Annotated in this window: 26 protein-coding genes, 2 tRNA genes and 1 pseudogene; 18 read left to right on the forward strand and 11 right to left on the reverse strand. The window is 67.8% G+C overall.

The features are described 5' to 3' along the window. Nucleotides 1-234: 234 nt before the first annotated feature. The 5 genes from GGQ59_RS14065 to GGQ59_RS14085 all read right to left on the reverse strand — a co-directional run bounded on the left by GGQ59_RS14065 (nt 235) and on the right by GGQ59_RS14085 (nt 3,054). Nucleotides 235-311: transfer RNA gene (locus GGQ59_RS14065), tRNA-Arg, on the reverse strand. Nucleotides 312-367: 56 nt separating this feature from the next. After that, nucleotides 368-676: an ETC complex I subunit gene (locus GGQ59_RS14070; RefSeq protein ID WP_183819717.1), complete on the reverse strand. Its 309-nt coding sequence runs from the start codon at nt 674-676 to the stop codon at nt 368-370. A gap of 20 nt (nt 677-696) precedes the next feature. Next, nucleotides 697-773: transfer RNA gene (locus GGQ59_RS14075), tRNA-Pro, on the reverse strand. A gap of 45 nt (nt 774-818) precedes the next feature. Then, on the reverse strand, nt 819-2,606 hold the full coding sequence (locus tag GGQ59_RS14080; RefSeq protein WP_183819719.1) for a lytic transglycosylase domain-containing protein: 1,788 nt from the start codon (nt 2,604-2,606) through the stop codon (nt 819-821). 187 nt (nt 2,607-2,793) lie between these two features. Continuing rightward, entirely contained in the window at nt 2,794-3,054 is a 261-nt protein-coding gene (locus GGQ59_RS14085) for a hypothetical protein (protein ID WP_183819721.1), read from the reverse strand. 229 nt (nt 3,055-3,283) lie between these two features. Between GGQ59_RS14085 and GGQ59_RS14090 the strand changes: the two genes are divergently transcribed. Both GGQ59_RS14090 and GGQ59_RS14095 read left to right on the forward strand, forming a co-directional pair. Next, nucleotides 3,284-4,198, forward strand: a complete 915-nt coding sequence (locus tag GGQ59_RS14090; RefSeq protein ID WP_183819723.1) for a LysR family transcriptional regulator — start codon at nt 3,284-3,286, stop codon at nt 4,196-4,198. A 174-nt stretch (nt 4,199-4,372) separates the two neighbouring features. Beyond that, a complete protein-coding gene (locus GGQ59_RS14095) occupies nt 4,373-5,095 on the forward strand; it encodes a GH12 family glycosyl hydrolase domain-containing protein (protein ID WP_183819725.1) in 723 nt (240 codons plus the stop codon). Nucleotides 5,096-5,160: 65 nt separating this feature from the next. Here the strand turns inward: GGQ59_RS14095 and pnp are convergent, their stop codons facing one another. Then, on the reverse strand, nt 5,161-7,296 hold the full coding sequence (pnp, locus tag GGQ59_RS14100) for a polyribonucleotide nucleotidyltransferase (RefSeq protein ID WP_183819831.1): 2,136 nt from the start codon (nt 7,294-7,296) through the stop codon (nt 5,161-5,163). Nucleotides 7,297-7,489: 193 nt separating this feature from the next. Here pnp and GGQ59_RS14105 point away from each other — a divergent pair, with 193 nt between their 5' ends. After that, nucleotides 7,490-7,918, forward strand: a complete 429-nt coding sequence (locus GGQ59_RS14105) for an OsmC family protein (protein WP_183819727.1) — start codon at nt 7,490-7,492, stop codon at nt 7,916-7,918. Between the two features lie 39 nt (nt 7,919-7,957). Here GGQ59_RS14105 and GGQ59_RS14110 read toward each other — a convergent pair whose 3' ends face one another. Both GGQ59_RS14110 and rpsO read right to left on the reverse strand, forming a co-directional pair. After that, the gene (locus GGQ59_RS14110) at nt 7,958-9,148 is read right to left on the reverse strand and encodes a glycosyltransferase family 4 protein (protein ID WP_183819729.1); all 1,191 of its coding nucleotides are present in this window, start codon (nt 9,146-9,148) and stop codon (nt 7,958-7,960) included. Between the two features lie 57 nt (nt 9,149-9,205). Continuing rightward, entirely contained in the window at nt 9,206-9,475 is a 270-nt protein-coding gene (rpsO, locus tag GGQ59_RS14115) for a 30S ribosomal protein S15 (protein WP_183819731.1), read from the reverse strand. Nucleotides 9,476-9,642: 167 nt separating this feature from the next. Here rpsO and motA point away from each other — a divergent pair. The 7 genes and pseudogenes from motA to GGQ59_RS14150 all read left to right on the forward strand — a co-directional run. Continuing rightward, a pseudogene (gene motA / locus GGQ59_RS14120) lies at nt 9,643-10,506 on the forward strand (flagellar motor stator protein MotA); the annotation flags it as partial. Between the two features lie 4 nt (nt 10,507-10,510). Beyond that, on the forward strand, nt 10,511-11,221 hold the full coding sequence (locus GGQ59_RS14125; protein ID WP_183819733.1) for a flagellar hook-basal body complex protein: 711 nt from the start codon (nt 10,511-10,513) through the stop codon (nt 11,219-11,221). 4 nt (nt 11,222-11,225) lie between these two features. After that, nucleotides 11,226-12,014, forward strand: coding sequence for a flagellar basal-body rod protein FlgG (flgG, locus tag GGQ59_RS14130; protein WP_183819735.1), 789 nt, complete (start codon nt 11,226-11,228; stop codon nt 12,012-12,014). Next, the gene (gene flgA, locus GGQ59_RS14135) at nt 12,011-12,388 is read left to right on the forward strand and encodes a flagellar basal body P-ring formation chaperone FlgA (RefSeq protein ID WP_183819737.1); all 378 of its coding nucleotides are present in this window, start codon (nt 12,011-12,013) and stop codon (nt 12,386-12,388) included. Before flgG ends, flgA begins: the two co-directional genes overlap by 4 nt. Continuing rightward, complete coding sequence (locus GGQ59_RS14140; RefSeq protein ID WP_183819739.1) at nt 12,385-13,062, forward strand: flagellar basal body L-ring protein FlgH; 678 nt, start codon at nt 12,385-12,387, stop codon at nt 13,060-13,062. Before flgA ends, GGQ59_RS14140 begins: the two co-directional genes overlap by 4 nt. A 10-nt stretch (nt 13,063-13,072) precedes the next feature. After that, nucleotides 13,073-13,597 carry a hypothetical protein gene (locus tag GGQ59_RS14145; RefSeq protein WP_183819741.1) on the forward strand — a complete coding sequence of 175 codons (525 nt, stop codon included), beginning with the start codon at nt 13,073-13,075 and terminating at the stop codon, nt 13,595-13,597. Nucleotides 13,598-13,736: 139 nt separating this feature from the next. Then, complete coding sequence (locus GGQ59_RS14150; RefSeq protein ID WP_183819743.1) at nt 13,737-13,910, forward strand: hypothetical protein; 174 nt, start codon at nt 13,737-13,739, stop codon at nt 13,908-13,910. Between the two features lie 112 nt (nt 13,911-14,022). Here the strand turns inward: GGQ59_RS14150 and GGQ59_RS14155 are convergent, their stop codons facing one another. Together GGQ59_RS14155 and GGQ59_RS14160 are read right to left on the reverse strand one after the other, a co-directional pair. Further along, nucleotides 14,023-14,277 carry a flagellar hook assembly protein FlgD gene (locus GGQ59_RS14155; RefSeq protein WP_183819745.1) on the reverse strand — a complete coding sequence of 85 codons (255 nt, stop codon included), beginning with the start codon at nt 14,275-14,277 and terminating at the stop codon, nt 14,023-14,025. Between the two features lie 9 nt (nt 14,278-14,286). Further along, a complete protein-coding gene (locus GGQ59_RS14160) occupies nt 14,287-15,294 on the reverse strand; it encodes a flagellar hook-length control protein FliK (RefSeq protein ID WP_183819747.1) in 1,008 nt (335 codons plus the stop codon). An 83-nt stretch (nt 15,295-15,377) separates the two neighbouring features. Between GGQ59_RS14160 and GGQ59_RS14165 the strand changes: the two genes are divergently transcribed. The 5 genes from GGQ59_RS14165 to GGQ59_RS14185 all read left to right on the forward strand — a co-directional run bounded on the left by GGQ59_RS14165 (nt 15,378) and on the right by GGQ59_RS14185 (nt 18,263). Continuing rightward, nucleotides 15,378-15,650: a hypothetical protein gene (locus GGQ59_RS14165; RefSeq protein WP_183819749.1), complete on the forward strand. Its 273-nt coding sequence runs from the start codon at nt 15,378-15,380 to the stop codon at nt 15,648-15,650. After that, nucleotides 15,647-16,003, forward strand: a complete 357-nt coding sequence (locus GGQ59_RS14170) for a hypothetical protein (RefSeq protein WP_183819751.1) — start codon at nt 15,647-15,649, stop codon at nt 16,001-16,003. The genes GGQ59_RS14165 and GGQ59_RS14170 overlap by 4 nt, the downstream gene beginning before the upstream one ends. 115 nt (nt 16,004-16,118) lie before the next feature. Continuing rightward, nucleotides 16,119-17,300 carry a flagellin gene (locus GGQ59_RS14175; protein WP_183819753.1) on the forward strand — a complete coding sequence of 394 codons (1,182 nt, stop codon included), beginning with the start codon at nt 16,119-16,121 and terminating at the stop codon, nt 17,298-17,300. 105 nt (nt 17,301-17,405) lie between these two features. Beyond that, nucleotides 17,406-17,786, forward strand: coding sequence for a flagellar biosynthesis regulator FlaF (gene flaF, locus GGQ59_RS14180; protein ID WP_183819755.1), 381 nt, complete (start codon nt 17,406-17,408; stop codon nt 17,784-17,786). Then, nucleotides 17,787-18,263, forward strand: coding sequence for a flagellar biosynthesis repressor FlbT (locus GGQ59_RS14185; RefSeq protein ID WP_183819757.1), 477 nt, complete (start codon nt 17,787-17,789; stop codon nt 18,261-18,263). Here GGQ59_RS14185 and GGQ59_RS14190 read toward each other — a convergent pair. After that, nucleotides 18,250-19,296: a hypothetical protein gene (locus GGQ59_RS14190; protein ID WP_183819759.1), complete on the reverse strand. Its 1,047-nt coding sequence runs from the start codon at nt 19,294-19,296 to the stop codon at nt 18,250-18,252. The two genes, GGQ59_RS14185 and GGQ59_RS14190, sit on opposite strands and share 14 nt — an antisense overlap. Before the next feature lie 192 nt (nt 19,297-19,488). Here GGQ59_RS14190 and gntA point away from each other — a divergent pair, with 192 nt between their 5' ends. From gntA to GGQ59_RS14205, 3 genes are all read left to right on the forward strand, one after another. Continuing rightward, on the forward strand, nt 19,489-20,157 hold the full coding sequence (gene gntA / locus GGQ59_RS14195; RefSeq protein ID WP_183819761.1) for a guanitoxin biosynthesis heme-dependent pre-guanitoxin N-hydroxylase GntA: 669 nt from the start codon (nt 19,489-19,491) through the stop codon (nt 20,155-20,157). 3 nt (nt 20,158-20,160) lie between these two features. Continuing rightward, nucleotides 20,161-20,745, forward strand: coding sequence for a DUF1989 domain-containing protein (locus GGQ59_RS14200; RefSeq protein ID WP_183819763.1), 585 nt, complete (start codon nt 20,161-20,163; stop codon nt 20,743-20,745). A 197-nt stretch (nt 20,746-20,942) separates the two neighbouring features. Next, nucleotides 20,943-22,463, forward strand: a complete 1,521-nt coding sequence (locus GGQ59_RS14205) for a SulP family inorganic anion transporter (protein WP_221401081.1) — start codon at nt 20,943-20,945, stop codon at nt 22,461-22,463.

The following is a 22,463-nucleotide window of genomic DNA, read 5'->3' on the forward strand; positions in this document are numbered from 1 at the left end:
TACCCGCTCTCGGTCGTAAGCAGGACCGAGCCGACCTCCTGGCCGCCCTCCAGCGTGCCGAAACCTTCTCGCGTGGCCTCGGCCGCCTGCGCAGACGTGCAAAGCAGGGCCGCCGCCAGGGCGATCCTCGTCGTAGAACGTGACATCCAAACCTCCCAGACCGCGCCTGTCCGGCTGGCCAAAGAAGGCTCTGACGCCCTCCCGCCGGCTCATGGCGCTTGCAACTCGTCGCGATGGCGACCCCTGCAGGACTCGAACCTGCAACCGTCGGATTAGAAGTCCGGTGCTCTATCCAGTTGAGCTAAGGGGCCCCGCGGCGCAGCCGTAGCAGCGTTCGGCAAGGAGGGCGACGGCCTAGCCGCGCCAATCAGTGGGTCCAGGGCGCTCTTCGATTGGTGACGAAGTTGTCGGCGTAGGACTTGGCGACCGGCTTGGTCTGTCCGCGCTCGATCACCTGATGGGGGATCTTGTTCGCCTTGGCGTAGGCGACCGCTTCTTCCTTCGTCTCGAAGGTCAGGCGGACCTGTCCGGCCAGCGTGTCGGAAGAGCTCGTCCAGCCCATGAGGGGGTCGATGCGTTGGGCGTATTGCCGGTCGAACTCCAGCACCCACTGGTCGTACTTCGCCTTGCCGGACTGCATGGCCGTGCGCGAGGGGCGGTAGATGCGGGCGTACATGCGTGTCTCCTCGCGGCTTCTGGTCGGGGCGGCAGGATTCGAACCTGCGACCCTCTGCTCCCAAAGCAGATGCGCTACCAGGCTGCGCTACGCCCCGAACGACCGCCGTGTAGGCTGAGGAACCGCAGACGGCAAGCGGGGCTCAGACTTCGCCGCCGTGCTCGACGCTCTCATAGATGGGCAGGCCGCCGCCCGCGAGGGCGTCGCGGTCCGGCGCGGGTTCGCCGAGGCGGTCGCGATAGAGCCATAGGTTCGTCATCACGTGGTCGACGAAGCCGCGCGCCTCTCGGTTGGGCACGCTCTCGATCATCAGAAGGGGATCGTCGATGGGGTTGCGCGCCTGCCAGCGGCGGAAGTTGCCGGGCCCCCAATTGTAGCTGAGCGCCATCTCGAAGAGGTCGCCATGACCGCCATTGTGACGGGACAGGAGCTCCGCCACGTAAGACTGGCCGAGCTGCATGTTGTAGCCCGGCTCGTAGAGCTTGTCCGAAGCGCGGCTCGTCGAGCGCATCAGGCTCCGGTCGCCGCCGACATGCGCGGCCGTCCTCGGCATGAGCTGCATGAGCCCCGCGGCGCCTACGCGGCTGCGGGCGTGGGTCATGAACTTCGATTCCTGCCGGATCAGGGCGAACAACAAGGCGCGGTCGATCTCGAAGCCGCCGTTCGGCGCGTAGTCCGGCACCGGGTAGAGCCCGGCCCTCAGGGGCGCGTTCTCCTCGCGCTCCGCCCCCGCCGTCAGCGCGATCATCAGCTGCGCCGTCGGCAACTCGAGGACGTGCGTCAGCGCGGCGAGCGTCCGGTCTTCCTCTTTCGGCAGCTCGGCATGGACCCAGCGAAGCTCGTCCTCGGCTTCACGGATGAGGCCGACCTGTCTCAGGGCCGCGGCGCGCTCGATCCGGGGGTTCATCGACTTGAGGCGGTTGTAGTCCGCGACGGTCAGTGCGGGCGGCGTCCAGTCGATGCCCGAACCCTGGCCGAGCTGGCCCAGCGCGAGCTGACCGTAGAGAGTGAAGGGAAACCGCGCCGCGATCTCGAGGTGCGGCTCGACGTCGTTCGCGCGGCCCGCAGCCAGGGCGGCGCGCGCCGCCCAGTAGGCGCCCGCAGCGCGTAGCTTGGGCTCCTGCTCCTCGATCACCGCCATGCGCGCGAAGTACGGGTAGGCGCCCGCATGGTCGCCGGTTCGCCAGGTCGTCAGGCCGGCGATCCAGTGGGCGAGCAGCGCGCTGTCAGGCGACCGGTCGGAGGCCAGGGTGGCCAACTTGCGCGCATCCGTCAGACGGCCTTGATGGTACAGGCCCTCGGCGACCCAACCGCGTGCGCGGTCGGTCTGCGGCCGGGTCAACGCGTTGAACTGCGCCGGCGCGTTCAGATAGCTCTGCGCCTGGGCCGCGTGGCCCCGTCCGAGCATGCCGCGCAAGCGCAGCTCGATGCGGCGCACCTGCTCCTGCCGCGCGGCGTTCGTCTCGTAGTCCTCGGCCAGCTCTGCGGGCAGGGGGGCGGCTTCGTCCGTGCGCCAGCGGCGGCGGGCTGGCCGCGTGGGCGACGCGCCGGCCGGCTTGCGCCGCAGGGCGAGCCTGTAGATGGGGGCGGCATCCGGATGGTCCGCATAGGCGTCGAGCCAGCGGGCGAGTTCGGGATAGGACGACCGATAGGCCGTCGGGTGCATGTAGCGTTGCTCGAGCACGTAACCGAGAAGGATCGGGTTCCCGAGCGCCTCGATGAGCGCGTCGGCCTTCTTCCAGTCGCCGTCCTCCTGCCGCTCGAAGATCTCGCGATAGCGCTCTTCGTCGGCTTCGCTGAGCGGCGTCACGAGCGAAAGGTCGTTCTCGTCGAGGATCGACGCGATCGACTCCCCAGCGGTCTCGGCAGCGGCCGGCAGCGGGAACAGGCAGGCGAGCGTCAGCGCGGCGAGGGCAGGCCGAAGGGTCATTCAGCGTCTCTTCGTCAGCGTGGAGGGGGGAGTCTGAGCGCGCAGGGTTAGCAAGGTGTGAAGATGCGCAAAAGAGATGCCGCTCGCCGCGCTTTTCGGGCCCAAACGCACGAAACCCGGCGCTCGCAGAACGAGGCCGGGCTGGATGGTTTCACGTTCGCCTCGCCCCTGGGGGGCGGGGGGTGCCTTAGACCGTGTGGTCCTCGTGAAGAGCGTGGCTGAGCTGTGCGCTCAGCGAGACGACCGCCAGGGCGTTCGCAGCGATCATCAGCGTGCCGAGCACGAACAGGACGGCGAGGCGCGCGTCGATCGCATAGGCGACGCCGATCAGCGTCGCGGCGATCAGGAGCGCGGTCACCACCGCGATCGAAGCCGGCATGATCTGGTCGCGAAGACGCTGAACCAGCGCGGAACGGGCGGGCGTGGTAGGCGCGAAGTAAGTGGTCACGGTTTTGCCTCCAACGGACAACTAGAGTTTGGTGAAGCTTTTCTTAACGATGTCTTCTGGTGCTTCTGCCATGGCCTCAACTTAAGGATACCGAGGCCAAGCACAATCTTCACCCCGGCAGTTCACTCGTGACTCCACGGCACGGACCGGCCGGTGCGCGGTTTTCGGGACTGTCAGGGAATCGGCGCTATCTTGTGTGCAATGCAGCAAGCCGCCATGTGCTGGAGCTATGGATTCACTCGGAGAGATCAGGGTTTTCGTCGAGGTCGTGCGGGCGGGCAGCTTCGCCGCCGCCGCTCGGGTGCTCGCCATGACGCCGTCCGGCGCCAGCCGCACGGTCGGGCGCCTCGAGGAGCGCCTGGGCGTCCGCCTGCTGAACCGCACGACCCGTTCGATGACGCTGACCGAGCCCGGCCGCCTCCTGTTCGAGCGCGGCGAGCGGATCATGGAGGAGGTCGAGGCGGCTGAGACGCTGACCCGGGACCACTCGGACACGCCGCGGGGGCGCTTGCGCGTCGCGGCGACCGACGCCTTCACGATCCTGGTTCTCGTTCCTTTCCTGAAAGGGTTCCTAGAGCGGCACCCCCAGCTCTCCGTGACGACGACCCAAGGGGACGGCGAGGTGGACCTGCTTGGGGAGGGCGTCGACGTGGCGATCCGGTTCGAGCGGCCCTCCTCGACCTCCTTCATCGCGAAGAAGATCACGGACGATCCCTACGTGATCGTCGCCTCGCCCGACTACATCGAGCGCCACGGCGTGCCGCAGACGCCTTACGAGCTTCGCGAGCACCGCTGCCTCAACGTGCACGCCCGGCGGCGCACGACCTCACGCTGGGGTTTCTGCAAGGACGAACACGAAGAGTTCATCCACATCGACGGCGTCTTCTCCGGCATCGGCCTCGCCGTGCGGGAGGCCGTGCTCGCGGGCTTAGGCGTCGCGCGCCTCGCCGCCTACGTCGTCCGCCCAGAGATCGAGAGCGGTGCGCTCGTCCCGCTCCTCACCGACTACACCTGGGGCGCAGACCGCGCGATCTGGGCGATCTATCCGCACCGGGAACACCTCGCGTCGAAGACGCGGGTGTTCGTGGACGAGCTGAGTGAGTTCTCTCGAAAGGCGGCGCCGCGATTGTCGCAGGTAGGGTAAGCCTGGATGGCGCGCGGCGGCTTCTTGCGGAAGAACGCGGTGCGGCCGGGGGCGTACGCGTTGCTACTCGCAACCCCATTCCTGTCGGCTTGCATAGACGAAGGGCGATCTGACGAGGAAGATCGGCCGAAGGTCCAGACGACTTCGCTAGGCTGCGCCCCGTTCGAGTCGTTCGTGCGAGCGGAGCACGTCTACTACAACAACGTCTGGAACGCGCAGGCGGCGGGCGGCGATTGGCAGCAATGCATCGTCGAGAAGCCAGGGCGGTACGGTCCCATCTACGGCTGGTCCTGGCGGTGGCCGGAGCGCGGAACGACGATCTACGCGTACCCTCAGGTAAAGACCGGCTCGTCTCCCTGGGATCCGCTACCGCGCGGCGGGACGGACCTGCCCGCGCGGGTCGAGGCACTTGGTTCGCTCGTCGTCTCGCACGCCCTTACCGTCGAGGGCAGCGCCGAGCACAACGTCGCAACGACGCTCTGGCTGACGGACACGGACGACATCGGCGAGGTTCAGAACCCGGCGACCATCGTCGCAGAGGTCATGTTCTGGACCTACGCAACGCCCGGCCACGTCCAGCCGGCCGGACGGCGCGTTGGCATGATCGAAGAGCGTGGTCAGCGCTGGTCGGTCTGGCTCCGCGAAGACTGGCAGGACCAGTCCGGTCAGAACGAGAATGAGTGGACCTACCTCGCCTTCGTCGCCGAGCAGGCAAGCCTGACGGCGCGTTTCGATCCGCTGACGCTCTTACGACGAGCGAACATTCCCACGCTAGACCTAGACCGCCTCGCTGTGGCGGATGTCGAGTTGGGGACGGAGATCCTGCGCGGCGAGGGGACCGTGTGGGTCGAAGCGTTCAGCGTCGAGGCGGGCGGGAAACCAAGCCACGCTCGGTGACCGATCAAGCATGTGAAAAGGGCGCCCCGAGGGGCGCCCTTTCTGGTTCGCGAGGAGGAAGAGCCTTACTCGGCCGCTTCGCTCTTTTCCTTCGGAATCTCCTTGCCGGTCTCCTGGTCGACCATCTTCATGGACAGCTTGACCTTGCCGCGGTCGTCGAAGCCGAGGAGCTTGACCCAGACCTCGTCGCCTTCCTTGACCACGTCCGTCGTCTTCTCCGGGCGGCCGGACGAAAGCTGGCTGATGTGCACCAGGCCGTCACGCGGGCCGAAGAAGTTGACGAAGGCGCCGAAGTCCATCGTCTTGACGACCTTGCCCTTGTAGATCTCGCCGACTTCCGGTTCGTCCGTAATCGACTTGATCCACTTGATCGCGGCGTCGATCGAGGCCTTGTCGGAGGAGGCGACCTTGATCAGGCCCTCGTCGTCCACGTTCACCTTGGCGCCGGTCTCTTCGACGATCTGACGGATGACCTTGCCGCCCGTGCCGATCACTTCGCGGATCTTCTCCTTGGGGATCTGGATCTGCTCGATGCGCGGCGCGAACTCGCCGAGCTCCTCGCGGGACCCCGACATCGCCTTGTTCATCTCGCCGAGGATGTGCATCCGGCCGTCCTTCGCCTGGGCGAGGGCGGTCTTCATGATGTCCTCGGTGATGCCGGCGACCTTGATGTCCATCTGGAGCGAGGTGACGCCCTCGGACGTGCCCGCGACCTTGAAGTCCATGTCGCCCAGGTGATCCTCGTCGCCGAGGATGTCGGACAGGACCGCGTGACGGTCGCCTTCGAGGATGAGGCCCATGGCGATGCCCGCAACCGCGCGCTTGAGCGGCACGCCGGCGTCCATCATGGCGAGGGAGCTACCGCAGACCGTCGCCATCGAGGACGAGCCGTTCGACTCGGTGATCTCGGAGACGAGGCGGATGACGTAGGGGAACTCGTCCTGGGAAGGCAGGACCGCCTTCACCGCGCGCCAGGCGAGCTTGCCGTGGCCGATCTCGCGGCGGCCCGGGCTGCCCATGCGGCCCGTCTCGCCGACCGAGTAGGGCGGGAAGTTGTAGTGAAGGAGGAAGTTCTCTTTGTACGTCCCTTCGAGCGCGTCGATGAACTGCTCGTCGTCGGACGTGCCGAGGGTCGCGACCACGATCGCCTGCGTCTCGCCGCGCGTGAACAGCGCCGAGCCGTGCGTGCGGGGCAAGATGCCGACCTCGCCGAGGATCGGACGGATCGTCTTGGTGTCGCGGCCGTCGATGCGCGGCTTGCCCTCGATGATGGCACCACGGACGATGTCGGACTCGAGGCCCTTGAGGAGGCCCGACAGGACCTGCTCGTCGATGCCGTCCGGGTTCGACTCGGATTGAGCGAGCTGCTCCTTCGCCTTCGACTTGGCGGCCGAGATCGCGGCGACGCGGGCGACCTTGTCGGTCTGGCCGTAGGCCGCTTCGAGGTCGGCGCCGACGAGGTCGCGCACGCGGGGCAGGAGGTCCGAGTGATCCGCCGGGGCGTAGTCCCAGGGCTCCTTGGCGCAGCTCTCGGCGAACGCGATGATCATGTCGATCACCTGACGCGAAGCTTCGTGGCCCTTCATGACGGCACCGAGCATGACGTCTTCGGAAAGCTCAGACGCCTGGCTCTCGACCATCATGACGGCGTCCTGCGTGCCGGCCATGACGAGGTCGAGGTCCATCTCTTCCATCTCGTCGACGGGCGGGTTCACGACGTACTCGCCGTTCCGGTAGCCGACGCGGGCGGCGCCGATCGGACCCATGAAGGGGATGCCCGAGATCGTCAGCGCCGCGGACGCGCCGATCATGGCGACGACGTCGGGGTCGTTCTCGAGGTCGTGGCTCATGACGGTGCAGACGACCTGCACCTCGTTCTTGAAGCCCGGCGCGAAGAGCGGACGGATCGGCCGGTCGATGAGACGGCTCGTCAGCGTCTCCTTCTCGGAGGGACGGCCTTCACGCTTGAAGAAGCCGCCCGGGATGCGGCCCGCCGCGTAGGTCTTCTCTTGGTAGTTCACCGTGAGGGGGAAGAAGGACTGGCCGGGCTTGGCTTCGCGCTGGCCGACGACGGTGCAGAGCACCGAGGTCTCGCCGTAGGTCGCGAGGACCGCGCCGTCGGCTTGGCGCGCGATGCGCCCCGACTCGAGGGTCAGCTCGCGGCCGGCCCACTCGATGGTCTTCCTGGTTATGTCGAACATGAAATCGTTCTCTTTCATCGCCGCGGGCGGCCGGATTGCCCCCGCGCTGTCTGGTTCGTTTCTCATCTTGCACGAACCGGGGCCTCATGGACTGCGGGGCCCCGCAATGCAACTCGCGGCGGTGCCGATCCCGGGGAACCGAGGCCCCGCCGCGCCCGTTCGCAGCCTTTCCCTCACATGAAGGAGGCACGAGATGATCAAGAAGTACGGCAGCGCGCATTGGACGGGCGGAATCAAGGACGGAAAGGGCCAGATCAGCACCGAGAGCGGCGCGCTCAAGGACCAGCCCTACGGCTTCAACACGCGCTTCGAGGGCAAGCCCGGCTCGAACCCCGAAGAGCTCGTCGGCGCGGCCCACGCGGCGTGCTTCTCGATGGCCCTGTCCAAGGAGCTGGGCGACGCAGGCATCGAGAACCCGGAGATCGCGACCAAGGCCACGATCGGCCTCGACAAGGAGGGGGACGGCTTCGCGGTGAAGACCTCGCACCTCGACGTGACGATTAAGGCGCCGGGCGCCGACATCGGCAAGGTGCAACAGGCGGCGGAGGGCGCGAAGGCGAACTGCCCGCTGTCCAAGCTCCTCAACGCCGAGATCACGATGGACGCGACCTACGACGTCTGACGCCTAGCGTCGTCGGGGCGGCCCGCCAGGCGTGCCGCCCTAAAGCTGCGCCTTGAACAGGCCTTCCAAGGTCTGGGCCAGTTGGCGGATGTCGTGGCTCTCCTCGACCCGCCGGCGGCCCTCTTCGCCCTTCGCGGTCAGCGTATCGGCGTCCGATTCGAGGCAAGACCGCACGGCCCCGCGGATGTGCTCGACGGACCCCGCCGGGAAGATCCAGCCGCACTCCTCGTCGAGCAGCTCAGGGATACCGGCGATGTAGGTCGACAGCGCCGGCCGCCCGAGCGCCATCGCTTCCATGATCACGATCGGCAGGCCTTCCGCGAAGGAGGGCAGGAGGAGAGCGCGCGCGGCGGCCAAGCGTGCCCGGACCTCCGCGCCCGACTGCCAACCGACCAGCTTCACGTTGTCTTCGAGGCCCCGCCGCGCGACCTCCGCTTCGATCTCTGGCCGGGTGTCGCCGTCGCCGATCAGGGTGACGCGAAGACCCGGATGGTCGGCGACCAGCGGCTCGATCGCCTCTGGGATCAGCGTCTGCCCCTTTTGGGGGCAAAGACGGCCGACGCAGACGAACTCTCGGCTGTCCGGCACCGGGCTCGGCGCGAAGTCGCTGAGCTGCAACCCGCACCGGGCCACATGCACCTTGTCCCGATGCTGCATCCCGCCCCAACGCATCAGCTGCATCTTGGCGTAGTGGCTGATCGCGATCGCGAACGCCGCGTGTTCCAGCTTCAGGTCGAAGCGGAAGCTTTCCGGGTCCGTCCACTCGTCGGGGCCGTGGACCGTGAAGCTGTAGCTAGGCCCGCCCATCAGGCGGCAGAGGAGGGCAACGGCTGTCGCGTTGGTCCCGAAGTGGCAGTGGAGGTGCGTGACGCCCTCTCTCGCCGTCCGTTGGCGCAGATAGGCCGCCTCGGCGAGGTAGGCGGAGGGCCGGACGAAGCCGCCGGTCCCCTTGGCGATCTCGCCGAGCATGCGGCTCGCAGCGGCGACGCCCTTGGGGTTCCGCGCGCTCTCCGCCGCGAGCGCCGCCCCTAGACCCTTGGCGTTGCCGCTCAGAAGGTAATGGGTCGCCTCTTGCTCTTCGAGGTCGGTCGGCTCGACCAGCGTCTGATCCCAGCGCCGGACCGCGTAGCGGGTCACGGGCAGGCCGAGCGCCTCCACCGCGCGGATCTCGCGCCGGATGAAGGTGCCTGAGGTGACCGGGTAGGTGTTGAGGAGGTAGCCGAGTGACAAGCGGGAACTCCTCGGGGTGCGAACCCGGCGCCGTTGCAAGCGCCGGGCCGGAACCGCTTAGCGGCGCAGGCCGAGACGGCCGATGAGGTCCTGATAGCGCGCTTCGTCCTTGCCGCGGACGTAGTCCAGCAGGCGGCGGCGCTGCGACACCATCTTCAGAAGGCCACGGCGCGAGTGGTTGTCCTTCTTGTGCTCTTTGAAGTGCTCGGTGAGGTTGTTGATCCGCTCGGTCAGGATCGCGACCTGGACCTCGGGGCTGCCGGTGTCGCCCTCGCCGCGGGCGTACTCTTGCATGAGCTCGTTCTTGCGTTCTGCTGCGATCGACATCGCGTGCCTTTCGTGCGCCGTGTGAAGAATCCGCCAGCCGGGGCGCCGTCCAGCCGGGGAACGCGGCGGATAGCCGAGGGGTGGGGCGGAAGCAAGGCGCCGGCCGATCGCCGTCTCCTAACGCTCATTAACCAACCCTCAACCTTGGGTTGCGTACACCGCAACCCATGATAGCTCTTCTCGGACTCGGCGTCACCGTCTGCATGGTCTTCGGCGGATACATCCTGGCCGGCGGCAAGCTCTCCATCATCCTTCATTCGCTCCCCTTCGAGATGATGATGATCGGGGGCGCCGCCATTGGGGCGTTCCTGGCCGCGAACGACTTCACCACCATCAAGCACGTCGGCGGCGACCTCCTCACCCTCATCAAGGGGCCGAAGTGGAAGAAGCAGGACTACCAAGAGCTTCTGTGCCTGATGCACGAACTCCTCGGCGTCCGGCGCGAGAGCCCGGTCGACATCGAGGCGCACATCGAGGACCCGCAATCATCCTCGATCTTCTCTCAGTACCCGAAGATCCAGAAGGATCACGACGCGACCGACATGATCTGCGACACGATCCGGTCGATGATCATGAACTTCGACAACGCCTATCAAGTCGAGGAGATGCTCGAAAAGCAACTGGGCCAGCGGCGAGAGGACAGCCTTCACGGCGCGCACGCCCTCTCCAACGTCGCCGATGCGCTTCCCGCCTTGGGCATCGTCGCCGCCGTCCTCGGCGTCATCAAGACCATGGCCTCGATCGACAAGCCGCCGGAAGTCCTGGGGCAGATGATCGGCGGCGCGCTCGTTGGGACGTTCCTGGGCGTCTTTCTCGCCTACGGCATGGTCGGCCCCTTCGCTGCCCGCGTGAAGTCTCTGCGGGAAGAGGAGCACAACTTCTACGGCCTCATCCGCGAGGTGCTCGTCTCGTCGCTGCACGCCCACCCCGCGCCCATCTGCGTCGAGGTCGGCCGGAGGAACGCTCCGCATAAGGTCCGCCCCTCATTCCAGGAGATGGACGACGCCATCCGCGCTCTGAAGAAGGTGGCCTGGCATGTCGGACGCGATCACCGCGGGCCTCTCCCGCCAGACGGGGCTCCTCAAGGAACTCCGCATCCTCGCCTCCAACGTCGCGAACGCCTCGACCGAGGGGTACAAACGCGAAGCCTCCGTCTTCACCGAGTACGTCTCGCGCAGGGACGAGGGGAGCCTTTCCCTCGGGTCCTTGCGCGGTCGCTACGCGGTCATGGAGGACGGCGCCCTGCGCAAGACGGGCGGGACCTACGACCTCGCGCTCTCAGGCAGGGGCTTCTTCGCCGTCCAGCGCGGCGACGACGTTCTCCTGACCCGCGCTGGCAGGTTCCAGACGAACGCCGAAGGCCTCCTCGTCACCCCGCAGGGCCACCCGGTTCTCGGCGAAGGCGGCGGCGTGATCGAGGTGCCGCCGGAGAGCCGCGAGGTCGTGGTCAGTCCCGACGGCACGGTCTCGATCGACGGCCTCGCCACCGCCCGGCTCGGCGTCTTCGACGCGCCGGGCGGCAGCCTCATGCGGGCAGGGGACACGCTGTGGCAGCCGACCGAAGCTTACACCTTCGTAGACGAGGCCGTCCTGCACCAAGGCTTCCTCGAGCAGTCCAACGTGAACCCCGTGATGGAGATCGCGCGCCTGACCGAGGCGCAGCGGCTCTTCGAGGCGGGCACCGACCTCGCCGACGCCGAGCACCGTCGCCTCGAGTCCCTCATCCGTACCCTGAGCGAGCTTTGATCCCATGACCAACGCCCTTAGAATCGCCGCGACCGGCATGGCCGCCCAGCAGACGCGCGTCGACACCATCGCGAACAACATCGCGAACATGTCGACCACCGCCTACGCCCCGCGCCGGGCCGCCTTCGCCGACCTCCTCTACAAGCAGGAGCTGACCCCCGGTGCCGTCTCCTCGCGCACGGGCACGCTCGTCCCCGGCGGCATCCAACTCGGCCTCGGCGTGCGGACGGCCGCGGTGACCCAGGACCGCGTGCAGGGCACGTTGACGGCGACCGGCGGCGACCTCGACATCGCGATCGAGGGGCGCGGCTACTTCGACGTCGAGCTGCCTTCCGGCGAGACCGCCTACACCCGCGACGGGCGCCTCAGCCTCGACCCCCAAGGCGTCCTCGTGAACGCCGAGGGCTTCCCCGTCGCGGGCGGCATCACCGTGCCGTCCGACGCGCGCCAAGTGACGATCGCCACTGACGGCGAGGTCTACGCGGTCTTCTCCGACGGCTCTTCGCCGCAGGCGATCGGCACGATCGGCCTCACGGTCTTCGCGAACGAGAAGGGCCTCGAAGCGCTCGGCGGCAACCTCTTCCGCGAGACCGAGGCCTCCGGCGCGCCGTTGGGCGGGGTCGCGGGCCTCGAAGGCGCAGGCTTCATGCGACAGGGCTACCTCGAGGATTCAGGCGTAGACGTCGTCTCCGAGATCGCCGACCTCATCGAGGCGCAGCGCGGCTACGACCTCAACTCGAAGGTCCTGACAGCCGCGGACGAGATGTACGCCGCCGCGACGAGGATCCGGTGAGCCCGCTCTTGATCGCGCTCCTCGCTCCGGCGGTCCTCGCCGCGAAGCCCCTGCCGCGCGGCACCGTGCTGACGGCGGACCTCGTCGTCGCCGAGGGCGGCGCGGACCTGACGCCCTTCCTCGGAAAGCAGCTGCGCCGACCGGCCTTCGCCGGGCGCCCGATCGAAGCCGCCGACCTCGCAGCGCCCGACGCCGTCGCGCGCCAGTCGGCCGTGAACGTCGTCTTCCGCAGAAGCGGACTCACCCTGTCCGTGCCCGGACGCGCGATGACGTCGGGCGCCGCGGGCGACATCGTCACCGTCCTCGTCGAGGGTAAGCGCCGCCCCATGCGCGCCACCGTCACCGGACCCGGCGAAGTGGAGGTCGCCCGATGACCGCGCGCCGCTTCCTGCCCCTCGCGCTCCTCGCTGCCTGCGCGAGCACGCCCGAGCCTGTGCCTGAACCGCCCGTGCCGGAACGCGGCGTTCACGGCGCGGCGGTCCCGCCTGCCGTCGGCAGCCTGTGGAACCAGGACCCGCAAAGCCTCTTCGGCAACAGGCGCGCGCGCGAAGTCGGCGACATCCTCACCGTCATCGTCGAGATCGACGAGGAGGCCGAAATCATGGGCGAGCTGGAGACGGCCCGCACCAGCCAGCGGTCCTTGGGGATCCGCAGCCTCTTCGGCGGCCCCGAGGCCGTCGCGGGCCAACTGCCGGGCGGGGCGGGCCTCGACCCCGCGATCGACCTCGACAGCGCCCAGGCGCGCAGCGGCGGCGGCTCCTTGCGCCGCGAGGACCGTGTCACCTTGCGCCTCGCAGCCCGAGTGATCGAGCGGCTGCCGAACGGCGATCTCGTCATCGACGGTCACCAATCCGTACGCGTCAACTATGAGGAGCGGACGCTGCGGGCTGCGGGCATCGTCCGGCCCGAGGACATCTCGCGTTCCAACACCGTCACTCACGACAAGATCGCCGAGGCACAGATCGGCTATGTCGGCAGGGGCGTGATCGACCGTTCGATCCGCCCCCGCCTCGGCGACCGCCTTCTCGATGCTCTGACCCCGTTCTGAGGAGCCAGCCATGCGTCCCCTTCCGATCCTTTTCAATCTGGTCACCGTTGCGGCGGGTACCGCCGCTGGCGTTTGGCTGCGGCCCGATGCACTCGCCGCCGCGCCCCTCACCGCAGAAGCTACCCACACGCCTGGAGAGGCGGGCACCGGTCGTCTTCTCGAAACGGACCTACACCCAGGCGGAGTTGTCAAGACGCAGGCGCCTACGGAGGACACGATCGTCATCCAGTTCTCCCGCCCCTTCGTGGTTTCGGTTGCGGACGATTGGCGCGCACAAAGCCTGATCGTGCTGTCCCTGGGCGTCGAAGTCGACCGAAGAACTAGCGAGACCGCCACCGGATTGGAGGCGAAGCTGCGCGACCGCATCACGGCCACCCTCGTCCGCCTCGCGGGCGAGGGCGGGCTCGACGACCGGGAAACGGATCCTCTCATGCTGGACCGGGTGAAGACCGAGCTGCGCGGCGCGCTCGAGCCGGTGCTTCCGGGCGGCGCCCATGACGTCGTCGTCACGGAGATCCGCAAGCGTGCGGTTTAGTGCTCCACGCGAGCCGGTCCGGTGGCAACGCTGCTGCTCCAGACGTCCCTTCGCGGTACTGTTTACCATAGCGCAATTTCAGGTTGCAGACTCGTCCAGAGAGGCTGCACACTCGGCGGTGCAAGAGGGGTGAGGGGCCATGAAGTTGATGTCGAACGTACTGACGTGGTTTGGTCGAAAGCTGACGGAGAGCGAAGACCTCGCTCTGTGGGAGCGCACGCGCTGGTTGCGTGACCACAAGGCGTCGCTCGTCGGTGACCCAGACGAGAAGCTGTCTGGTCGGGAACCGATCCAGGTTCGGACCGCAGCCTGACTTCTCCGGCGGCGGCCGTGAACGTCGCTTCTTCATGGGCGTTGCGCAGGGCGTCGAACGTTTGAATGAGCGAAACGGGAGCGCGGGTGGCGCCCGCCCTCCCGCGACTTCTTCATTCCGCAGACAGCATCCGGACGATCTCGCCCAGGTGCGTGTTCGTCTGCACCTGTTGTTCGAGCGCCGAGAAGGTCGCGAGCTGCTCGACGAACGCTGTTGAGTCGAGCGGCTTCATCGGGTCCTGATTCTGGACCTGCGCCGTCAGCAGAGACAAGAACTGGGTCAGCTCCTGCGGCGCGGCGTTCGTCGCGACGGCGGCGGGCGGCGCGGAAGTCTCCGTGCCGTTCGCGACGGGTGAGATGGTCGTCATGAGGCTCTCCTAGAGGCGAAGGTCGAGGCCTTCGCCGCGATGGGCAGGGGCGGGAAGGGGGGGCGTGTCGCTCGCTACGGGCACGCTCATCGCGACGCGGCGGACCGTTGCGTGGGGTGAAGCGCGCTCCTGAAGGTTCTCTCCGCGCCCGCCCTCGGCGAACTCGATCGAGACGCCGACGAACCCTTGCGCTTCGAGCTGCTTCGTGAGGGTGCCGACGCCGCGGCGGAGAAGCGAGAGCGTCTCGGCCTCCTGCGCGTGTATAACAGCCTTCACCTGATCGTTCGAGAAGTCGAACTCCACGGTCACCCGGCCGAGGCTCGGCGGGTCAAGGCGAACCTCCACGGCCCGGTCGTGCGGACTGACGGCGACGGCGCGAACGATCTGCTGCGCAGGGGGATCGGGCGCGACCGTGCCAGCGCCATCCATCGCAGCCGGGGACGGCGTCGCTGTGGGCGGCGCTGCAATCGTCGCCGAACCCGCGGCGAAGCCCGTCCCGACGCTCGGACCCCCGGTTTCCGAACCGGCCGTCGTGACCGGTTGGGGCGGGATAGGAGCGGACGTCGATCCTTCCGCATTCGTCGAAGCGACCGGTGCGGCTTGGCCGCTCTCCGGCGCCGCCGCCTTCGCGTCGGCGGCACCCCCCTTCGCTGAGATGAAGTTTGCCGACGCCGCGGCCTGGCTTCGGCCCGGCGGCGCAGGCTGCTCGGTCTCGACCCTCGAAGGTTCGGCGCCGCCTAGAACCGCATCGCCGGCCTCGGCGAAGAGCGGCGTCGCCTGCGCCGGCCCGAGTGGGGCTGCGGCTCCGGTCGCCTTCGCAGGCGACGCGTCATCGCCAAGAGCAAGGCCCGCGACCTCTTCGGTCGCGCCTTCGTCGCGCGCGCTGCCGCGAGCGGGGCCCGTCAGGAGGGCGAGGAAGGCCAGCGGCGAGGTCTCGGTGCCGCAAGGGCGGGTCACCGGTAGCGGCAACGTCGTGCCGTCGGGCGCCGGCGCGGGGAAGATCGACGAGGTCAGCATGCACGCGATAAGAGTGGGTAAACGTTTACCGAACCTTTACGCGAAAGCGGTCATACCTCGTTAACGCCCTGAATGAGGTCCGTATGCTTCCCATCTCCACATCGCCTCTCCTATCCGCCGCCGAACCTATGAAGGGCGGTCAGGACCTGAAGGAGGCGGCGCAATCCCTGCACAAACAGTTTTTGCTCCAGATGTTGAAGGACGCGAAGTTGGGCGAAGCGCTCGGCGCGAAGTCCTACGAATCCGCCGCGCTCTCCCACGTCGCCCTGCACGAACTCGCGGGCGACCTCGCGGCGGGACAGCCCGCGCTCGCGGACCGGCTCTACGAAGCGCTCGCGCGCACGGAGGGCTCATGACGCGCTCCCGCCTGACCGCAGAGACGGTTCTGGAACTCGCCGCCGCGATCGAGGCGGAGAACGAAGCCTTGCGTGAGGGTCGCGTGCGCGACGCGCTGGTGAGGGCGCCCGAACGCAACGCGCTGATCGAAGCTCTGGAAGCCGGTGTGGCAGAAGCCCGCAACATGCTTCCCCGTGCCCTCGATGTCCCCTCGAGAGCGCTTCTGAGGGCAGCCGAGGAGAACCAGAAGCTCCTCGCCTCGGTCGCGGCCGGGCTGAAAGAGGCGGATGGGATGCGCAGGCCGGCAATCGCTTACACCGCACAAGGATCGTCGGTCGCAGACGCCGTGTCCCTCGCTTCGCGAAAGTTGTGACGCTTAACCACAACGCAAGGAACTCAGGGTTACTGAAGGCGCATCGCAACCGGAAGTTGCGAGAGAAGCGCGGGCTCCAGGACGGAAGCCGAGCGGTCAACTCAAGGAACCTGGCATGTCCAGCATCAACTTCAACCAGTCCGCCATGGTGGCGCTCGACACCCTGCGTGACATCAACGCCAACCTCGGCCGTGTGCAGAACGTGATCTCGACCGGCAAAAAGGTCGCGACCGCGCGTGACAACGCCGCCGTGTGGTCGATCTCGACGGTGATGAGCACGGACGTCTCGTCCTTCCGCGCGATCACCGACAGCCTGAACCTCGGCGCGGCCACGGTCGGCGTCGCGCGCTCGGCGTCCGAGCAGGTGACCGGCCTTCTTCAGCAGATGAAGACGCTGATCGTCTCGGCGCAGGAAGAGAACGTCGACCGCACGAAGATCAACACGGACGTTCAAGCCCTCAAGGGCCAGATCGAAGCGATCGTCGACGCGGCGCAGTTCAACGGCCTGAACCTGCTCAAGGGCGGCGGCAACATCGAGCTACTCTCCTCGCTCGACCGCGGTGCCGACGGCTCGGTTTCGGTCGCAAACATCGCGATCTCGAAGCAGGACCTGCAGACGGCGGCGGAGGCCTTCGGCACGGCCGGCGCGATCACCAAAGGCACGGTCGCGGGCGCCGGGACGGTCACGGACACCAACGCGACGACCGTCACCTTCTCGGCCCAGGAGATCGCCGAAGGCGACAGCTTCCGCGTCACCGTCGACGGCACGGACTACGACTACGTGGCCCGCGACGGCGACACCTCGAACGACGTCGTCCGCAACCTCGCGGCGCGCATGTCGGGCGCAGCGGTCGACGTGACCTACACGGAAGCGGCGGAACCCGCGACGGGCGATGCGGTCCTGACACTCACCAACAACACGGGTGCGGACGTGACCACGGCGGTCGCGCAGAACTCCGGCGGCACGGCGGGCGGCGGCCTCGCCGACCTCGAAGGCATGGACGTCTCGACCGATGCGGGCGCCGACGACGCCCTCGTCAAGATCGAAGGCCTGATGCAGACGGCGATCGGCGCGTCGGCGAGCTTCGGCTCGGCGCAGAACCGCGTCGACATTCAGAACGACTTCATCCAGTCGCTGATCGACTCGATGGAAGCGGGCATCAGCGCCCTGACGGATGCGAACCTCGAAGAAGCCTCCGCGCGTCTTCAGTCGCTGCAGGTCCAGCAGCAGTTGAACATCCAGGCCCTGACGATCGCCAACGCCTCGCCGCAAGCAATCCTCGCGCTCTTTCGCTGATCCGAGCGCAGAGCAGGGGGGAGAGGCTTAGGCCTCTCCCTCACTCCCTTCCCGGGCGCGACGCGCCGACCGATCTGAGAGAACCAAGAGATGTACCAGCCGGCCGTGGGTCAGACCGCTTACTCCGCCAACCCTTACGCCGCCGCGCAGCGCGCGACGCTCTCGGGCCGGGCGCTCGAGCGTGAAGTGCTGACCCGCGCCGCGTTGCGGATCGAGGCAGCGGACGAGGGCGTTCCGGGTGGCGCCTCCGCGCTGGCGCAAGCGCTCGACGGGAACCGGCGCCTCTGGGCGGCGCTCGCGACCGACATCGCCGCTTCCACGAACAGCTGCCCCGACGCGCTCAAGGCGCAACTCCTCTCCCTTGCTTCCTTCGTCGAGCGTCACACCCCCCGCGTCATGGCGGGCGAGGCCGGACGCGAGATCCTCGTCACCATCAACCGCAACCTCGCCGCCGGCCTCGCCGCGCTGGAACGGCAGGCGGCCTGAATGTCCGGCCTGGTCCTCAACCTTCGCCCCTACGAGAAGGTCGTCATCGGCGGCATCGTTCTGCAGAACGGAAAGCGCCGGAGTTCGCTGCGCGTCGTCGACGAGCGGGCAGGGGTGCTTCGGCTCTCAGAAGCGCTGCATCCGGACCAGGCCACGACGCCGCTCACCCGCGCCTACTACGTCGCGCAGACCATCGTCTCGGGAGACAGCGAGGAGCCGATCGCCGCGCCGGTCCTCGCAAGGCTGCTCGACGATGCCCTCTCCGGTTTCAAGGGCTTTCCCTTCCACGCCGAGATCGTCGCGGCGCGTGAAGCGCTTGAGAGGGCGAGCTACTACCGCGTGATGAAACATTTCCGGCCCCTTCTGATCAAAGAGGCGGCGATACTCGCCGATCCGCGCGTCAAGTTGCCGAAGGGAGAGACGCGAAAGCTGAGGCTCGCGACGCTGACCGCCACCTTCGCCGTCACTCGACGATGATGCCGGAGCTGCCGGAGTAGCTGAGCACCTCGTCGGTGACGCTCTGGCTGCGCATCTCCAACCAGAACAGCGCCTCCAGCCGGGCGTTGATCGACGCGTTCGGATCGTCTGCGACCGCCTTGGCCGTGTCGTCGTATCGCTCGTACTGCTCGAACAGTTCGGCCCGATCACCGATCGGGACGAACTGTTGCAGCATGTAGAGCGACGCCACCCGCCGTTCGGGGTCGTCGGCACGAAGCCCTCTCTCAATGAGAGCGATGGCTTCGGGTGATCCGTCCGTCAGCTGAGCGTAAGCGGTGATCGCGCTCGTTTGGATCGCTGGATCCCTGCTCGTCTCGGCCATCGACCTTATGGCCGTCAGCGCGTTCGGCGAGAGCGTTTCGGGTTCGATCATGAAGACGCTTTGAAGCAGTCTCGTCACGGCGGGACCGTCGGTTTCCCGCAGGAGGACCCGTTCGACGGCCGACTTCGCGCGGGGGTCTTCCCCTAGGTCGTACAGCGCCAGCGTCACGCCCAGCGCCCGGCTGGCATCGAGCGAGGACTGCAACAGGATGTCCGACGCATCGAGGCGAAGCTCTCTCGATCCGTTGGTCGCGATGGTGCCGAGAGCAGCGGCCCGTTCTCCGTCCTCGCGCAGGCCGCTCAGGCGTTGAAGGAACAGTCTGCGAAGGTTCGAATCGGCTTCGATGGCGGCGGCGATCGAATCGCTGAGCTGCATCGCGGCCCGGACCTCGGCGATGTCGGGCCTGCCGTTGAGGATCGTCTCCACGATCCGGTTCAGGCAGTCTTCGGGGCAGGCCACGGTCTTACCGTCCGCCCAGTACTGGGGGACGGGTGCCTCGGCGGACTCGGTTTCGTCTTCCGGGCAGCCGACTTCGGGGGGCGGCGCGCTTGGCCCTTGCGGTATGGCGACGGGCCTAGCCGCAACAGGCGCCTCGACGGGCGGCGGGGCCTCGGCGCCTGTTCGCGCCGCCCACACCGCGCCCCCGCCTAGAAGCGCGCCGAGGAGACCTGCGCCCAGAACCCGCCACATACTGTCCCCCTTTGATCCTCGCACTACACGACGGGCCCACCGTCGCTGCAAGACCGCCGCCGCGGGCGGTCGCAGGGACGTGCGTGGCGCTATTCATTGGTTAAGCGGCCGAACTCTCACGGCTTTCGCCTGTTTGCGGACTCCTGAGCCATGCCGGACGTGCGTGGGCGACGAGCGCGGGAGGCGCAACAGATGAGCGTGACGAAACCGGTTCCTGGGCCCGTGGGCGCCTTCGGCACCTTCATTCGAGACCGCGACTTTCCCTGCGTCGGCGCGAAGTCCGCGCTCGGCAAGGGACAACTCACGCACGTCGTCCTCGAGGACATGCGTTCGGGCGCCGAGGACCGGCGCCTGCTGCGTGCGTTCTACGCCTTCGTGAAGCGCTATCGGGAAGACCGCACCCTGTTCACGAGCTTCGCGGTCAGTTGGCAGGGGCCGACAGGCCTGTCCGAGCGCGACTTCGAGCGGCTTCTATGGGAACGCCTGCAAGCGCTGCACGAGCTCGACCGGGCGGAGCACGACTGGGACGGGCGCGTGGAGAGCGATCCTGACAGCCCGCACTTCTCCTTCTCCCTGGGCGAAGAGGCGTTCTTCGTCGTCGGCCTGCACGACGGCGCAAGCCGCCTCGCGCGTCGGTTCTCCTACCCGACGCTCGTCTTCAACCTGCACGACCAGTTCGAGATGCTGCGCGAAGCGGGCCGATATCAGCGCCTCCACGACAAGATCATGGCGCGGGACGAGGCGCTTCAGGGCGAGCCGAACCCGATGATCGCCGAGCACGGCGAGGCGCCGCCCGCGCGGCAGTACGCCGGTCGCCGCGTGTCCGAGGACTGGTCTTGCCCCTTCACGCCGGTAGGGTAGGGCATGACGAACCGCATTCCCCCGCGCAGCGGCGCCGCCTTCGAGGTGAAGGCCGGTCAGACCCTGACCGTGACCGATCCGATGGGCGGGCAGGTCTCCGACCTCGTCGCCTTCTGGCGCGAGGACATCGGCGAGTGGCTCTCGAACGGCCGCACCTTCGACTATGGCGAGACGATCCGCGTCGCGGGCGAGGGGACGGTCCTGTGGTCGAACAGGTCGCGGCCCATGCTCACGATCACCCGAGACGATGTCGGCGTGCACGACTTCCTGCTGACGCCCTGCAGCCGCGAGATGTGGCCCATCGTCTACCCGGACGAGCCGCCCCACAGGGGTTGCCTCGGCAACCTCGCCGAGGCGCTCGCCCCTTACGGCGTGACGCGGGATGCGGTTCCTACGGCGTTCAACGTCTTCATGAACGTCCCCGTCCGGCCGGACGGAAGGCTGTCCGTCGAGCCGCCGGTCTCGAAGGCGGGGGACAGCTTGATCCTGCGCGCGGAACTCGACCTTATCGTCGGCCTCACGGCCTGTTCGGCAGGGGCGTCCAACGGCGGGACCTTCAAGCCGATCGATTGGCGCGTGTCGGACTGATCGCGTCCGCCGGCGGCAAGCTTGCTGCATCGCACAACACTCGCTAACTCCGGCGCTCGCCCTCCCGACTCCTTTAGCCGGCACGCCTCCCCATGACTTCGAACACCACCGCGACCCTGTTCGCGGACGGCTTCTCGGCCGTTCGCAGCTATGCCGACCGCACCGCGCGCGGCTGGCGGAACCTGACGCCCGCGACCATGAAGACCGAAGTGCTGGCCGGTTTCACGGTCGCGCTTGCGCTGGTGCCGGAGGCCGTGGCCTTCGCCTTCGTCGCGGGCGTGCATCCGCTCGTCGGCCTTTACGCCGCCTTCACGGTCGGCCTCGTCACGGCGCTCATCGGCGGGCGTCCCGGTATGATCTCGGGCGCGACCGGCGCGCTCGCGGTCGTCATGGTCGAGCTCGTGGCGTCGCACGGGGTCGAGTACCTCTTCGCGACCGTGGTCCTGATGGGCCTCCTACAGCTCGGCGCGGGCCTCCTGCGCTGGGGCAAGTTCATTCGCATGGTGCCGTATCCGGTCATGCTGGGCTTCGTGAACGGCCTCGCCATCGTCATCGGCCTCGCGCAGCTCGAGCAGTTCAAGGTCGCGGGCGAGAACGGCGAGCACGCCTGGATGTCGGGGCCGCAGCTTTGGATGACCCTCGGCCTCGTCGCCCTCACCATGGCGGTGATCTGGGGTCTGCCCAAGATCACCAAGGTCATCCCCGCGCCGCTCGCGGCCATCGGCCTCACGGCGGCGGTCGTCATCGGCTTCGGACTCGACGTGCCCCGCGTCGGCGACATGGCGTCGATCGACGGCGGCTTCCCGCCCTTCCACCTGCCCATCGTGCCCTTCACGCTCGAGACGCTGTGGATCATCCTTCCTTACGCGGTGATCCTCGCGGCCATCGGCCTCATCGAGTCGCTCCTGACCCTGAACCTCGTCGGCGAGATCGTCGACGAGAAGGGCGGCGCGTCCCAGGAGTGCGTGGCGCAAGGCGCGGCGAACATCGTCACCGGCTTCTTCGGCGGCATGGGCGGCTGCGCGATGATCGGCCAGTCCATGATCAACGTGAAGTCGGGCGGCCGCACGCGCGTCTCCGGCCTCACCGCGGCGCTGTTCCTCCTCCTCTTCATCGTCGTTGCCTCCGGGCCGATCGAGCAGATCCCGCTCGCCGCCCTCGTCGGCGTCATGGTCATGGTCGTGATCGGCACCTTCGCGTGGAAGTCGTTCTCCATGCTCGGCCGCATCCCCCGCTCGGACGCTCTGGTCGTGATCGTCGTCACGGCCGTTACCGTCGTGGAAGACCTCGCCATCGCGGTCGTCGTCGGGGTCATCGTCTCCGCGCTCGTCTTCGCGTGGAAGCAGGCGACCCATATGCACATCGAGCGCGTGGAAGAGACGCCAGAAGGCAAGACCTACCACGTGGCGGGACCGCTCTTCTTCGGCTCGACGCAGAGCTTCCAAGCCCTCTTCAGCCCGAGGAACGATCCCGAGCACGTCGTTATCGACTTCAAGGGGGCCCGCGTCGCGGACCACTCGGGGCTGCAAGCGATCGACGCCCTCGCCGCCCGCTACCACGCCCGCGGCAAGGATCTGCGCCTGCGGCACCTCAGCCCCGACTGCCGCAGGCTGTTGGGCAATGCGGGCCAGCTGATCGACGTCCTGCCCGACGATCCGGACTACGGCATCGCGGCGGACTACCGGCTGCGCACGGGACGGACGGATACGGGGCACTAA

It is taken from the genome of Parvularcula dongshanensis (assembly GCF_014199615.1).
Taxonomy (GTDB): Bacteria; Pseudomonadota; Alphaproteobacteria; order Caulobacterales; family Parvularculaceae; genus Parvularcula; species Parvularcula dongshanensis.